Below are 14,760 nucleotides of genomic sequence, written 5' to 3'. Positions count from 1 at the left end.
ATGGTTCGATTCAAAAATGCTTTGAAATACGTACCTTAATAGTGCTTCAATAAAAAAATCGATACACCGCTTAAGGTATTTAATATTATGAAAATAGACAAGATTCCCAACTCGATTGACCCCAATTTAAATTTAGAGCAAGTTCGTGCTGACTGTCTGGAGCTGGTCAAAAAACGGGCCTACGTGTCCGCAGGCGCGGCGGTCATTCCGGTTCCATTTTTAGATGTCGTGATTGACGTCGGTATTTTGTCACAACTGATTCCTGAAATTAATGCCCGTTTTGGTCTGTCGCCGGAACAGGTCAGTGTCTATGACCCCGAAACCAAGCAGATTCACTGGCAGGAACTGCGTAAACGCGGCATTGAATTTTCCGGCCTGGTGGTGGCACGTACCGCCGTCAAAAAATCATTGAACAATGTTGCCGCGAAAGTGATCACGAAGCAAGTCACCAAATTTATTCCTTTAGGCGGACAGCTGGTGGCGGCCAGCCTGGGCTATTTTGTCATGAAGAAAGTCGCCGAAGCGCATGTGGAAGAAAGCTATAAGATTGCCAAAGGCATCCAGCAGAAACAGACCCAGGTGGTCAATGGCTAAGCCTTTTTCCTCAATCTGATGCCGGTCCAGTGACCGGCATTTTTATAGCGGATTCATGCCTGTTTGCTGCCGGCTTAATCAGCTTTCAGCTGTTTCAAGATGGTTTTCAGCACTTCAATCCGGGCACTGTTTTTGTCATTGGTGGCAATAATATGCCACGGTGCATCCTCGCTGCTGGTATGGGCAAACATATCGGCTGCGGCATTTAAATAATCATCCCAGCGGTTCCGGTTCCGCCAGTCTTCCTCAGTAATTTTAAAGCGTTTATGCGCAGTCTGTTCACGCGCTTTAAAACGCTGTTCCTGCTCATCTTTGCTAATCGCCAGCCAGAACTTGATAATCACGGTCTGATGCTCGGTTAAATCCTGCTCAAAGCGGTTAATTTCCGCATACGCGCGTTGCCATTCCAGGTCACTGGCAAAACCTTCAATCCGCTCCACCAGCACCCGGCCATACCAGGAACGGTCAAAAATACAGATTTTTTCTTCTGGTTGCAGCTTGGTCCAAAAACGCCATAAATAAGGCCGGCGTAATTCATATTTTTCCGGTGCGCCAATGGTATAAATTTCGTATTCACGCGGATCCAGCTTTTTCACAATCCGTTTAATTGCGCCGCCTTTGCCGGCTGCATCCATCCCTTCAAACACAATCACCACGTTGCGGTCATCAAAACGCAAGGCATCGGCCACTTTGCGGCTGAGTTTTTTGAGTTCGGCTTTATAGTCGCCCTCATCCAGCGCGGCATTGTCCGGATTGAGCAAGGCCTCGGGAATCGGCGCCTGCTGCCAGCTCTGCTCAACAGTTTTCGGATGCTCCGGGCAATCTTTAAAAGCCTGTAATACATGCTGGGCAAACTGCTGGTCACGCAGCTGCTCATCTTCACCATCAATAATAATCCAGTCATCGGTAAAACGCTGGCGCAGCTTTTGCAAGGTGTCGTACTGTTTCTTGTTGCGCCAGTCGAGGCCATTCATCTTATGCCAGCGCACTTCGCTCGGGTCCATCTCGTTCAGGCGTTTTTGCAGGGTTTTCCAGGACAGGTCAAACCAGATCTTGACCACATCGACCTGGTTGTTTTTTAAATCCTGTTCAAAGGCCCGAAAACGCTGCACATACTCATCAAACAGGCTGTCATCAAAAGGCTTCGAGACATGGGTGGCACTGCTGAGCAGATCGCTATACCAGTTGCCAAACAGAATCATGATCTGCCCTTCGGCCGGAATAAAACGCGCATAGGGCTGCCAGAAACTGGTTTTGAAATCAAACAGGTGTGCGGCATCGGCCTTCACATGCAAATAACGCGGATCGACCCATTCACGCAGCTGTTTCACCGCCTCGCCTTTGCCAGCCAGCTCAATGCCGCTGACCAGAATCACCAGACTTTTGGCATTGCTCTGACCGCGGCTGTCTTTTAGGGCATATTGTGCTTCAATCAGCTCGACAGACAGCTGATCTTCATCCATTAACTGAAATTCTGTTTGCGGGTTCTGCTCGGTCATAGGCACACACTCTTGTTTTATTGTTCCGTTCAGTATAACCAGCCTGCTGGCCGGGCGGCTGATGATTTTGTATAGCGCGTCTGTCTGATTTTGTCTATTTCTAGTGCAAACTGACCCGATGATCCTGAATCTGTCACCAATTTGTCATGGCCTGTGCATCTAACTGGCTTTAGAATGCCGCTTAAGTCAAAACAATTGAGACGCTCCATGTCCAAACTTGCGGTTTTAGATGACCTTTTAGAACTTTATAATCAATTTGAATATCATCGCCAGCCGGAAATTTTCACACGTTTGCAGGAAGTGCAGCTGTGGCAGAAACAGCGCATGCAACGTACCCATGCCCCGCATTTTGCCGAAAAAAATAATGTACTGATGGCCGAATATTTTCTAAACCGTTTATACGGCGGCCCCGATTTTGATGCGCTGGCCGGACAGATTGCGCGCCTGACCAAATACGCACATAAAGCAGAAAAACTGATTCCGGAAAATGCCATTAAAACCGGCACCTCCGGGGTGGCCCTGGCCATTTTAGCAGTGCAACTGGATGAACAGGTTGCCATTCAGCTGTTAAAGGATTATCCGGCGCAGACGCCATTGAGCGACGAGATGATGCGCCTGACCTATTTAAAGCTCGATCAGGGCACCGCGCGTTTAAAACAGCTGGACATGCTGGATGAACTGGGCAAAAGCCTGGACAAATACATGCGCTCCTTTATGGTTTATACCGCCTTTAAAATGTGTAAAGGCGCCGCGCATAAATACAATTTCGATATCATGTACGAGTTTATGCAAGATGGTTTTGTGGCCATGAAACCGCTGAAATCTGCAGAAAAATTTGTCCGCGAATTTACCGCAGTTGAACGCCAGATTATTGACAAAGTGCATCGGGGAGATCCGCAGCCCTTTCAATAAAGCCACATAATTTTTTGCATGTGATGGCCAAAATTTGGTACAAAAACAGCAGTAAAACGAATATGCATTCACGTTCATCAGGATAACAATTCAATTTTCTGTATTTTATTCCTGACAATTGCAGGCCGATGACTGTACAACGCCTAAGAATCTGTCATCATGCTTGCACTGCCACATCAACCCGATTTTCATGTTAGGAGTGACACTATGTCTAATGAAGAGCAAAAGCCTACCCATCCAGAAACGGCAACCAACACAGACAAAGTGAGCCCATTCTTAACCTCGCCATTACCGGAAGGTGCACCACAAGGTCAACAGCAGTCTCTAGAACAGCGCCTAACCGATACTCCGGTAACGGGCAGCATTCCAAAATACAACCTGCCACGTGGCGCCAATACCGGTAATGTCGGCACGACCACACATTTTGGCTACCAGACCGTAAACAGCGAAGAAAAAGCCCAGAAAGTGGCGGAAGTATTTCATTCGGTGGCCAGCAAATACGACATCATGAATGACCTGATGTCTTTTGGTATTCACCGTTTATGGAAACGCTTTGCGATTAACATGTCGGGTGTGCGTCGTGGCCAGCACGTACTGGATATTGCGGGCGGTACCGGTGATCTGGCCAAAGTTTTTAGCCGTGAAGTTGGTCCAAGCGGCCATGTGGTCCTTTCAGATATTAACGAATCGATGCTGAATGTCGGTCGTGACCGTCTGATTGATGCCGGCTGTACCAATGTCGATTTCGTTCTGGCCAATGCTGAAACACTTGAACCTTTTGCTGACAACAGCTTTGACCTGGTGACCATTTCTTTCGGTTTACGTAATGTGACCGATAAAGATGCTGCACTGCAAGCCATGTACCGCGTGCTTAAGCCAGGCGGCCGTTTACTGATCTTGGAATTCTCAAAACCGGTATTTGAACCGTTCTCGAAACTGTACGACCTGTACTCGTTCACTGCACTGCCAATCATGGGCAAACTGGTGGCGAATGATTCTGAAAGCTATAAATATCTGGCGGAATCAATCCGTATGCACCCAGACCAGCGCACCCTGAAAGGCATGATGGAAAATGCCGGCTTCCAGAACTGTGACTACCACAACCTGACCGGTGGTATTGTGGCGGTGCACCGCGGTTTTAAACTCTAATTCCGAAAAGGACACTGCTATGTGGTCGATTCTGGCCTTAGGTGCCGTTGAACGATGCATCCATCATGTCATTAATCTGGATGCGATTACCCGCATCCAGCTGAACCAGCTACAGGGCAAAACCCTGCGTGTGGTGATGGATGCGCCGCAACTGTCGGTAGATGTATTTTTTGATGAAAACAAGGTGCGTCTGGAGCCGACCGTTACCGGACAGGCAACCCAACCGTCTATTTTCGAGCAGCGCCCGTTTGAGCGCGAACAGCAGCTCAGTGAAGCCACCGCCACCTTGCAGGTCAAGAATGTGGTGGAACTGCTGAAACTGCTGCTGACCGATGATGTCGGCACCATTCCGGTACAAGGCGACTATAAGCTGCTACAGGACATCCAGCGTATTATCGAGCAGGCCGAACCCGATCTGGCCGCGCATCTGTCGCCATGGGTTGGCCCGACACTGGCACATGAGCTGGGTAAAATCCAGCTGGCGCCCAAGCAGCTGAAAAAAACCTTGCAAAGTCAGCTGTTTTTCGCCGAAGATGCCCTGAAAGAAGATTCCGGCCTGTTTGCACCGCGCTGGCAAATGGATGATCTGCAACAGGATACCCGCATCCTGAACCAGAATATCGACCGCGTAGAAGCCAAGATTCAACAGCTCCGCAAGCAACTTGAAGACACTCCAGATTCACACGACTAGGTAAAGAGATTTATGATTCCGCACGTTTCACGTTTAATCGAACTTTGGCGTATTGCTGCGCACTATAGACTCGACACGTTGTTCCCTGCGGAAGAATTACCAGAAAAAGCCCGCCATATTCTGAGTCTGATCCGGATGCATCCGGCGGCCTGGTCCAGTAAGGAACGGAAAAATCCGCTCAAGCTGAAACAGGCGCTGGAAGATATGGGACCGCTGGCGATTAAACTCGGTCAGCTGTTATCGACCCGTCGTGACCTGATTCCACCTGAAGTATTACAGCAGCTGGTCTTGCTGCAGGACCGGGTCAAACCCTTTGGTTCCGATGTCGCGCAAATGCGGATTCAGGAATCCTTAAAGGCCGATGTCAACACCCTGTTCGCGCGTTTTGATGAACAGCCGCTGGCAGCTGCTTCAATTGCCCAGGTGCATACCGCTGCCCTGCACGATGGCCGCGAAGTGGTGGTCAAAGTCACCCGTCCTAATATCCGCCAGCAGATTCTGCAGGATTTTGAAATTCTGCAATGGCTGGGCCATTTTCTGGAAAAACGTCTTGAAGCGGCACGCGCGCTGCATTTATCCGAAATTATTCAGGACTATCGCCAGATTATCCTGAAAGAACTCGATCTGACCTTAGAAGCCGATAATACCCGCCGTATGCGTCATTACTTCACCGGCTCCAGCATGATGTATGTGCCGGAAGTGTATATGGACAGCAAAGATGTGATGGTGGCCGAGCGGATTACCGGGGTACCAATTTCCGATGTGGCCACCTTTGACCGCTTGGGTATGGACCGCGCCGATCTGGCGCAAAAAGGCCTGACCATCTTCTTTACCCAGGTGTTCCGCGACAACTTCTTCCATGCCGACATGCACCCGGGCAATGTGTTTGTAGAAACCATCAATCCGCAAAACCCGCGCTTTATTGCGCTGGACTGCGCGATTATGGGCGAGCTGTCCAAGCACGATCAGATGACCGTAGCGCGCATGTTACTGGCAGTCATGAACAGCGACTTTATGCAGCTGATCCAGATTGTGCATCAGGCCGGCTGGATTCCACCGGGCACCGATCAGGATGCTTTGGCACGTGAAATGCGCCGTACGGTAGGACCGATGGTCTCCAAACCCATGCATGAGCTGGACTTTGCCGGCATTCTGATTGAAGTGATGGATATTGCCCGCCGTTTCCATCTGGAAATTCCTCCACAGTTAATGCTGCTGCTCAAAACGCTGGTGCATGTTGAAGGTCTAGGCACCGATCTGTATCCAGAACTGGACATCTGGAGTCTGGCCAAACCAATCCTCACCGATTGGGTCAAGGCACAAATGAATCCGCAGAAAAACCTGAAAGAGCTGGGACAAAAAATTCCGGACCTACTGTTGGGTGCGCAGGATTTACCGACCCTGATGATCGACAGCTTAAACGGCCTGAAAAACCAGTCGGCCTGGCATGCCAAACAGCTGAATGAACTGCAAAGTATGCGTCTGCAAATGGAACATCAGCAAAAACGCAGCTGGATTTTTGGTAGCGTAATGGCGATTCTGCTATCGATTGCGATTATTTCACCGTGGTTTGTCTCAGTCATTCTGATTGTGCTGGCCAGTATTCTGGCAGTCTGGCGCGTGGCCAAATAAGGCGAAATGGGCGAAGTTGCGTGAAGCCTTATATCCCCCATTATTTAAACCGGTCACATGACCGGTTTTTTATGCCACGCTATTGCAGACCACATGCCGGATGACTGAGCAGTCAGAGAGTGAACATTCCTGCCCTTGTGAGCCTTGGTCACTGGCCTAAAATACAGACAACTGTTTATTTTAGGCCAGTGACCATGATCCAGATTCTGCAAAAACGTCCACCTGCCCTCACCCTTCGTGCCGGTCATCTGGCCCGGCAGCTGATTGCCGAGCAGGGCCTACAACCCGATCAGGTCGATATGATTCCGGGTGCTGCCGGTGGTCCAAAAGGTATTGGTATTCAGGGACTGGATCAGGCCATTTTTGGCGAGTTTTTGCCGCAGTCAGCGCAGCGCCGCACCCTGATTGGTTCTTCAATTGGCAGCTGGCGTTTTGCCAGCATTCTGGCCTGGGGCGCCAAAGCAGGTACCGAACGGCTGGCAGACTTATATACCAATCTGAGCTTTCATAAAAAAATGTCACGGCAGGACGTCAGTCATGTCTGCCGCGATATGCTGTTGAATCTGGTCGATGGCAAGGCACAGCAGCTGGTCGATCATCCGGATTATCATCTGACCGTGCTCTCGGTAAAAGCGCAGCACATTTTCCAGAGTGACCGTGCACTGGCCCTACTGGCCTCGGTGGCTGGTATTGTCAGCGGCAATGCACTGGCTCGCAAACACAACCGCCTGTTTATGCAGCGCGTGATCAGCCAGCCAGCTCAAGGCAACCAGTTTCAGGTGCAGGATGATTTCTTTACCCATTATCATGCGCTAACGCCGGACAATGTCACCAGCTGGCTGATGGCTTCGGCCTCAATTCCGGGCGTGATGTCCGCAATTCGGGATATTCCGGAAGCGCCGGGCAGCTACCGCGATGGCGGCCTGATTGACTATCATATTGACCTGCCGTTTCAGAGTCAGGGACTGGTGCTGTATCCGCATTTTACCGATAGCATTACCCCAGGCTGGTTCGACAAAATGCTGAAACACCGCAAAGCCAATCCGGACAATCATGCACGGACCCTGCTGATTTCACCATCAGCCGAATATTTACAGTCTTTACCCCTGGGCCGCCTACCCGACCGCAAAGACTTTAATTTAAAAGGTATGGATCAGGCACAGCGCATTCAGCTCTGGAAGCAATGTATTGCGGAAAGTCAGCGTCTGGGCGATGAGTTTTTAGAACTGGTCGAAAAGCAGTGTTTGCCGGAGGTGTTACAGCCGCTTTAAACAGGACGATAAATGAATGTTAGAGTGGTAACATCCTGAGCAAAAATAGGCAAAGATTTTTTCCTGCAAGCCGGTCAGATACCGTACACTATAGCGTTTGCGCACTGGCGTAAATCTCGTTTTTCTGAACAAATTTTGGTGACATACTCATGAATAACTTGCAATGGCTCGATGAAGTAAAATTTAACGAACAGGGATTAGTGCCAGCCATTGCACAGCATCATCAAACCGGTCGGGTGTTGATGGTGGCCTGGATGAACCGCGAAGCGCTGGCCTTAACCGCAGAAAAAAATCAGGCGGTGTATTTTTCCCGTTCACGCAACAAACTCTGGCACAAAGGTGAAGAATCCGGTCATTTCCAGACCGTGCATGAAATCCGTCTGGACTGCGATGCTGATGTGATTATCCTGCAAATTGAACAGCATGGCGGCATTGCCTGCCATACTGGCCGTGAATCCTGCTTCTATCGCAAACTGACTCCGAATGGCTGGGAAATTGTTGATGCGCAGCTGAAAGACCCGAATGCGATTTATGGCGAGAAGTCCAGCAATCCGCACACCTTGGCCATGAATGCCTCCACTGCGCAATCTGAACAGGTCGAAATTCTGAGCTATTTAGGCAAAATGATGGCTGAACGTAAAGCCGCCGATCCGGATTCTTCGTATGTGGCCAAGCTGTATCACAAAGGCCTGAACAAGATTCTGGAAAAAGTTGGTGAAGAAAGCGTAGAAACTATTCTGGCAGCCAAGGAATATCAGGCTGCAGCTTATGAAGACAATAAAAATGACCTGATCTATGAAGTGGCTGACTTATGGTTCCACAGCCTGGTCATGCTCGGCTATTTCAATCTGGACCCGCAACTGATTCTGAATGAACTGGCACGCCGTCAGGGCTTATCCGGTCTGGTGGAAAAAGCCAACCGTACTCAGGCTTAAGCTGTCGCCCTGTGTCTGAGCTGAAGAAACCGACCGCCACCTATGAGCAGGCCACTGCCATTGATAACGCACGTCTGGGCAAATCCTTCAAGGTGATTGCCTATGCCGGCACAGGGAAAACCACCACCTTGCAGATGATCAGTGAAGCAATGCCGGAGCGGCGTGGCATGTATCTGGCCTTTAACAAATCCATTGCCGCAGAAGCGCAACACAAGTTTCATCGCAATGTCGATTGTCGCACCTTTCACTCGCTGGCCTTTCGTAGTGTTCCACGTGGAGTCACCGACAAACTGCGCCTGCCGCGCCTGAGTCCGAGTTTTATTGCCAAGGAATATCGTCTCGAACCGATTACCCTGCGCCGGATGATGGGTGGCCGCTATGAAAAATATGTGCTGATGCCTTCACGGCTGGCCAGTCTGGTGGCCAATGCCGTTGGCTATTTCTGCTCGACCAGCTCGCAATATCCGGCACCACGGCATATTCAGGCACCGAACTGGCTGCACCCTGATGATGCCGAGCTGCTGCAAAAACATTTGTATCCGGCAGTAGAACGGCGCTGGCTGGAATCAATTGATCCGAACCATCAGGCCGGAATCGGTCATGATATTTACCTGAAACTGTGGGCACTGTCGGAACCGAATATTCCGGCCGATTATGTGCTGTTTGATGAAGCGCAAGATGCCGACCCGCTAATGCTGGGGATTCTGCTCAAACAACGCAACACCCAGGTGATTTATGTGGGCGATGCCCATCAGCAAATTTATGCCTGGCGCGGTGCCATCAACGCCATGCAGCAACTGCCTTTGCCGGAGTCGCGCTTAACCACCTCATTCCGTTTTGGTCCGGACATCGCCATGACCGCCAATGCCATTCTCGGCGGCTTAAATGAAACCGTGCCGCTGCTCGGCAACCCGGATTTACATTCCAAAGTGGTGAACAAGCCGCATACCAAACAGCGCGATGCGATTTTATGCCGCACCAATGCCCGGGCGATGGAATTGCTGCTGGCCGGTCTGGTACATGGTGACAAGGTCAGCCTGCAGGCCGATCATGTCAAACTGAACCGCTTTGTCGATGCCGCCAGTATGCTGAAACAGGGCCGCCGCGTCACCGATGTGCCGGAACTGGCCTGGTTTAACTCCTGGCACGATGTACATGAATATTGCGAAACCAATGAAGGCAGCGACATTAAGCCGCTGGTAAAACTGGTGGATGATCATGGTACCGATCCGCTGAAAAAGGCGCTGGCCAAAATCACCCCGATTGGTCAGGCGGACTATATTATTTCAACCGCGCACAAAGCCAAAGGGCTGGAATGGGACCGCGTGCATCTGGAAGATGACTATCAGTTCAAGGTCAATGAACGTGATCATAAAATTAGTGATGAAGAGTTACGATTACTGTACGTGGCCTGCACACGTGCTAAAGTAAGCTTAAATATCCATCATATTTACGATCTGGTGCAACAGCTGAAACAGCAGATGCCGGTGTCCTTGCGTAAGGCGGTGGGTTAAAGCATGCAGGTGACCCATGAAAATTCAGTCTGTCCAGTTCAAGCACATCACCCACTTTACCGACCTTCAGCTACAACTGCATCCGCAGCAACAGCCTGTGGCCTTAATTCTGGGCAATCAGAGTTCCGGTAAAACCTCGCTACTGCGCTTCACCTATCAGGCACTGACCTGGTTTGCTGCCCGCTATAAAGATTTACGCACCTCCGGACTGGTCATGCTTGATCAGGACATTATGCACACCCGGCTGCAGTCCAAAATTGACCTGTGCGTGTGTTTTCCCAAAGACATTGGCAGCCTGCCGGAAAGCAGCGATGCCCAGCAGCAGGACCGTCAGTGCTGCGACTGGCAGCTGTACAAAACCCTGAACAGCAACGGCGTCGGGGTCAGCAAGGCTGAAACCCAGAAACTAGAAAAAATGGTCAGCCTGTACCAGCAGGCGGTAAAACAGGACCCGCTACAAGGCCTGCCATTAATTGCCTATTATCCGGCCGAACGTTTTGTCAATGAAGTCAATCTGCTGAGTAAAAACAATCCGCTGATTTTTCAGGCTGCACATGCCTATGAAATTTCTGCTATCCCCTTCACCACCTTTACACGTTTTTTTGAGTGGTTCCGGGAAATTTCCGATATTGAAAACGCCCAGAGCGCCCAGCTGATTGAACAGTTACTGCATCCGCAGCATCCCGACGCAGAACCTCCACGGCGTGACAAACTGATGCAGGCACATGCCCAGATGCACGCGCCAAGTCTGCAGGCCCTGCGCGATGCACTACAGATTGTACTGCCAGAACTGAGCCAGATTTATCTACAATATCATCCAAAACTGCAATTAATGGTCACCTATCAGGGCAAAACCCAGCTGTATCAGCAGCTGTCCAACAGTATCCGCAACTGGATTGCACTGGTCGGAGATATTGTGCGGCGTTTATGTCTGCTCAATCCCTATAGTCTGTATCCGACTCTAGAAGGCGACGGCATTCTGCTGATTGATCAGGTCGATCATCAGCTTGATCAGGATATGGCCTCGGTAATTCTGGCACGTTTGCATCAGGCTTTTCCGGCACTGCAGATTATTGCCACCGGTAACCGCACGGCACTCTTGGAAAATGCCGAAGACTATCAATGTTTAAGACTGGATCAGCAGCAATTGCATCCAATTCATTTGCAACCGGTGCAGGAACAGCTGGACGCTATTTATGCCCAGTTTATGCAGACTGAAGTCAGCAGCAGCGATGAAAGCCTGAGTGAAGCGGTACAGGAGCCCACCAGCGTAGATGACATCTATCAGCAGATTCAGCAGCAACTGAGTGCCGAACAGCAGGAAGCCTTGCTGAAACGGCTGCAAAATGATGATGACACCTCGACCCCGCATCCGTTGCCTTAAATACGGCTTTGAATAGAGGGGAATATCGGAAAATCAGCCGAAAAAATCCGGTCTGATCTAACAATTTCATCCTGAAAAAAGTTCGGCGGCGTATAATGTCTGCCGTGTGCGCAAAAACAAATTGATGTTGTTTTATTCATGTAATAAAATCAATCAGATTTATATTTTTATAGTAAAATCCGATTTTCTATAAGTTTCTCAAGTTGCGCAACACAACTTGTTTATTTAGACATAATTCTATTTTTCGGCTTTCAAGATTGAGTATTTTGGACTGCTCCTTGCATTCCTGTAATCCTTGAAAGATAAGATTCACCCTTAGGTTTTGAACCTATCAAGACAATGGATACGAGTGTGCTATCGATTATTATATTGCTACCGCTGGTACTTGGCACAACCCTTGTCTCGTGGCTGAAGCAATTCTCGCGCGGGGTAACGGCTTTAGGGGCGATAGGAGTCAGTTTAAGCAGTCTGATCCTGTTACTGACTCAAGCAAAGGATGTCTTTAATGGCGCCACCATCATTCAGTCATGGTCGTGGCTACCCCAGTTAGGGATTGATTTAAGCTTTCGCCTGGATGCTTTAGGTTTATTATTTTCTTTGCTGATTACCGGTATCGGTACCCTCATCTTTATTTATGCTTATTATTATTTAAGCCCCAAAAACTCCCTCAGCAAACTGTATCTCCTGCTCATGCTGTTTATGGCAGCCATGCTCGGGATTTCATTGTCGAATAACCTGATTATCCTGCTGGTGTTCTGGGAACTGACCAGTATTTCCTCCTTCCTGCTGGTGGGTTACTGGAGCAATTACGAAGCGGCTCAACGCGGCTCACGTATGGCCCTGACCATTACCGGCATGGGTGGCTTGGCTATGCTCGGTGGTTTTGTCCTGCTCGGACAGATCACCGGCACCTATGAGCTGGACCAGATTCTGACCATGACCGATCAGATTCAAAGCCATGCGCTGTTTGTACCCAGTTTATTGCTGATTTTACTCGGCGCCTTTACCAAAAGTGCCCAGTTCCCGTTCCATTTCTGGTTGCCGAATGCCATGGCGGCACCAACGCCGGTATCGGCCTATCTGCACTCCGCGACCATGGTGAAAGCCGGGATTTTCCTGCTGGCACGTCTGCTGCCAATTTTTGCCGGCGCAGCGCTGTACCATAATCTGGTGACCTTTGTTGGTCTGTTTACCCTGTGTATCGCGGCTTTCTTTGCCATTTTCAAAGAAGATCTGAAAGGTCTGCTGGCCTATTCCACCATCAGCCATTTGGGCCTGATTGTCTGCCTGCTCGGGATTGGTTCTCCGCTGGCCGTGGCTGCAGCCATTTTCCATATTATCAACCACGCCACCTTTAAAGCGGCGCTGTTCATGATTGCCGGGATTATTGACCATGAATCCGGCACCCGTGATTTACGCAAACTGAGTGGCTTATGGCAGCTGTTACCGTTTACCGGTACGCTAACCATGATTACGGCTGCGTCGATGGCGGGTGTGCCGCTGTTCAACGGCTTCCTGTCCAAAGAAATGTTCTTTACCGAACTGCTGGCCAATTTAAGCGGACCGGTGGTGGTGATCTCGGCAATTGTGGCGACACTGGCCGGTATTTTTGCCGTGGCCTATTCAGTACGTTTAGTGCATGGCGTGTTCTTCGATGGCCCGATTGGCAAAGACGTACCCAATAAAGATGCACATGAGCCGCCAATGGGCATGCGCGCACCGGCCCTGATTCTGGCGATTTTATGTATTGCGGTCGGCCTGTTCCCTGCCCTGCTGGTTGAGCATCTGGTCAATAGCACCACCCGTGCCAGTACCCAGCTGATGAATTTTGAAGGCACCCATCTGGCCATCTGGCACGGCTTTAACCTGCCATTGCTAATGAGTGTGATTGCGCTGGTGGGCGGTCTGGTGATGTATTTTGCCCTGGCCAAAGGCGGCCGTATCCGCGAGATTGATCTTGATCCGGCATTGGGCCGCTTACAGGGACGGGTGTTATTTGACCTGTTCTTAAAAGGCCTATTGCTGAACTCGCGCCGCTTTAAACGCCTGACCGAAAACGGCTCCCTACAAAGTTATCTGTTCTGGATTCTGGTGTTTACCATTGCACTGGTGTCGGTGCCGCTGCTGAATCAGGGGATTGGTACCGGTACGCGTGAGCTGACCCAGGCACCTGCAATTGCCATTGTCTTGTGGCTGCTGTTATTCAGTGCCTGCTGGATGATGCTGTGGTTCCATCATGAACGGATTAAAGCTGTCCTGATCAGTGGCGCCGTCGGTCTGGTGGTAACCATGATCTTTGTAACCCTGTCGGCTCCGGATCTGGCTCAAACCCAGATTACCGTCGATGTGGTGACCACCGTCTTGTTACTGATGAGCCTGTCGCTGCTACCACAATTAACCCCGTATGAATCAAGCAGCACCCGCCGCTGGCGCGATGCCGGGATTGCAATTCTGGCCGGTGCTGGTATTAGCTGGCTGGCTTGGTTAATCATGACCCGTGATCACAACTCGATTTCATGGTTCTTTAATCAGCAGTCAATTCCACTGGGCGGCGGTACCAACGTGGTCAACGTGATTCTGGTCGACTTCCGTGGTTTCGATACCTTCGGCGAAATTACCGTACTCGGTATTGCTGCCATTGGCGCCCTCTGCCTGATGGATGGTATGCGTGCCCACGGCACCACCATGACGCAGGGCCTGACCTATCGTTTTAACCCATCTCCACTGATGCTGCGCATGACCGCTTCCTGGATTTTACCGGTGGCCCTAGTAGTCAGCCTGTATATTTTCCTGCGCGGGCACAACCTGCCAGGCGGTGGCTTTATTGCCGGACTGGTCACATCAATGGCACTGATCATTCAGTACATTGCCATTGGTCAGGACCAAACCGAGCAAATGCTGAAAGCCAAATCCGGACGTTTATATGAAATCTGGATTGGTTCCGGTCTGACCATTGCCGGCCTGACCGGGATTGCAGCCTGGTTCTGGGGCCGTCCATTCCTGACCAGTGCACATATTTATGTCAATCCGCCGGTGATTGGTGAACTGCATTTGGCTTCAGCGGCACTGTTTGATGTTGGAGTTTACGTTACCGTTGTCGGGGCAACCATGTTGCTGATTTCCGTGCTGGGCGACTCGCGTCACTCCAGTATGTCTGGTCCAATTCCTCGGGGGTAAGC

The 14,760-nt window shown here is 50.3% G+C and carries 11 protein-coding genes; 10 read left to right on the top strand and 1 reads right to left on the bottom strand.

Annotation, left to right across the window (positions count from 1 at the left end):
* The first annotated feature begins 87 nt into the window (after window positions 1-87).
* The gene (locus ACPEPR_RS05330; protein WP_005181834.1) at window positions 88-594 is read left to right on the top strand and encodes a hypothetical protein; all 507 of its coding nucleotides are present in this window, start codon (window positions 88-90) and stop codon (window positions 592-594) included.
* Between the two features lie 74 nt (window positions 595-668).
* On the opposite strand, the gene pap is transcribed toward ACPEPR_RS05330, so the two are convergent.
* Complete coding sequence (gene pap / locus ACPEPR_RS05325; RefSeq protein ID WP_168399011.1) at window positions 669-2,093, bottom strand: polyphosphate:AMP phosphotransferase; 1,425 nt, start codon at window positions 2,091-2,093, stop codon at window positions 669-671.
* A 207-nt stretch (window positions 2,094-2,300) separates the two neighbouring features.
* Between pap and ACPEPR_RS05320 the strand changes: the two genes are divergently transcribed.
* The 9 genes from ACPEPR_RS05320 (at window position 2,301) to ACPEPR_RS05280 (ending at window position 14,758) form a co-directional block, all read left to right on the top strand.
* A complete protein-coding gene (locus ACPEPR_RS05320; protein WP_168384420.1) occupies window positions 2,301-3,005 on the top strand; it encodes an FFLEELY motif protein in 705 nt (234 codons plus the stop codon).
* A 207-nt stretch (window positions 3,006-3,212) separates the two neighbouring features.
* Window positions 3,213-4,154, top strand: coding sequence for a bifunctional demethylmenaquinone methyltransferase/2-methoxy-6-polyprenyl-1,4-benzoquinol methylase UbiE (gene ubiE, locus ACPEPR_RS05315; protein ID WP_168399012.1), 942 nt, complete (start codon window positions 3,213-3,215; stop codon window positions 4,152-4,154).
* Between the two features lie 19 nt (window positions 4,155-4,173).
* Entirely contained in the window at window positions 4,174-4,845 is a 672-nt protein-coding gene (locus tag ACPEPR_RS05310; RefSeq protein WP_168399013.1) for a ubiquinone biosynthesis accessory factor UbiJ, read from the top strand.
* Window positions 4,846-4,857: 12 nt separating this feature from the next.
* Window positions 4,858-6,477: an ABC1 kinase family protein gene (locus ACPEPR_RS05305; RefSeq protein ID WP_104494772.1), complete on the top strand. Its 1,620-nt coding sequence runs from the start codon at window positions 4,858-4,860 to the stop codon at window positions 6,475-6,477.
* 194 nt (window positions 6,478-6,671) lie between these two features.
* Entirely contained in the window at window positions 6,672-7,748 is a 1,077-nt protein-coding gene (locus ACPEPR_RS05300) for a patatin-like phospholipase family protein (RefSeq protein ID WP_005181814.1), read from the top strand.
* Between the two features lie 149 nt (window positions 7,749-7,897).
* On the top strand, window positions 7,898-8,683 hold the full coding sequence (hisIE, locus tag ACPEPR_RS05295) for a bifunctional phosphoribosyl-AMP cyclohydrolase/phosphoribosyl-ATP diphosphatase HisIE (protein ID WP_005181811.1): 786 nt from the start codon (window positions 7,898-7,900) through the stop codon (window positions 8,681-8,683).
* An 11-nt stretch (window positions 8,684-8,694) separates the two neighbouring features.
* Complete coding sequence (locus ACPEPR_RS05290) at window positions 8,695-10,197, top strand: UvrD-helicase domain-containing protein (RefSeq protein WP_005181808.1); 1,503 nt, start codon at window positions 8,695-8,697, stop codon at window positions 10,195-10,197.
* A 16-nt stretch (window positions 10,198-10,213) separates the two neighbouring features.
* Entirely contained in the window at window positions 10,214-11,581 is a 1,368-nt protein-coding gene (locus ACPEPR_RS05285) for an AAA family ATPase (protein WP_160241676.1), read from the top strand.
* 339 nt (window positions 11,582-11,920) lie between these two features.
* Window positions 11,921-14,758 carry a monovalent cation/H+ antiporter subunit A gene (locus ACPEPR_RS05280; protein ID WP_104499198.1) on the top strand — a complete coding sequence of 946 codons (2,838 nt, stop codon included), beginning with the start codon at window positions 11,921-11,923 and terminating at the stop codon, window positions 14,756-14,758.
* Window positions 14,759-14,760 lie beyond the last annotated feature (2 nt).

Origin of the sequence: Acinetobacter sp. AND/436 (assembly GCF_049546925.1) — a bacterium.
Classification (GTDB): domain Bacteria; phylum Pseudomonadota; class Gammaproteobacteria; order Pseudomonadales; family Moraxellaceae; genus Acinetobacter; species Acinetobacter indicus.
This window is presented reverse-complemented; position numbering and strand designations above follow the sequence as displayed.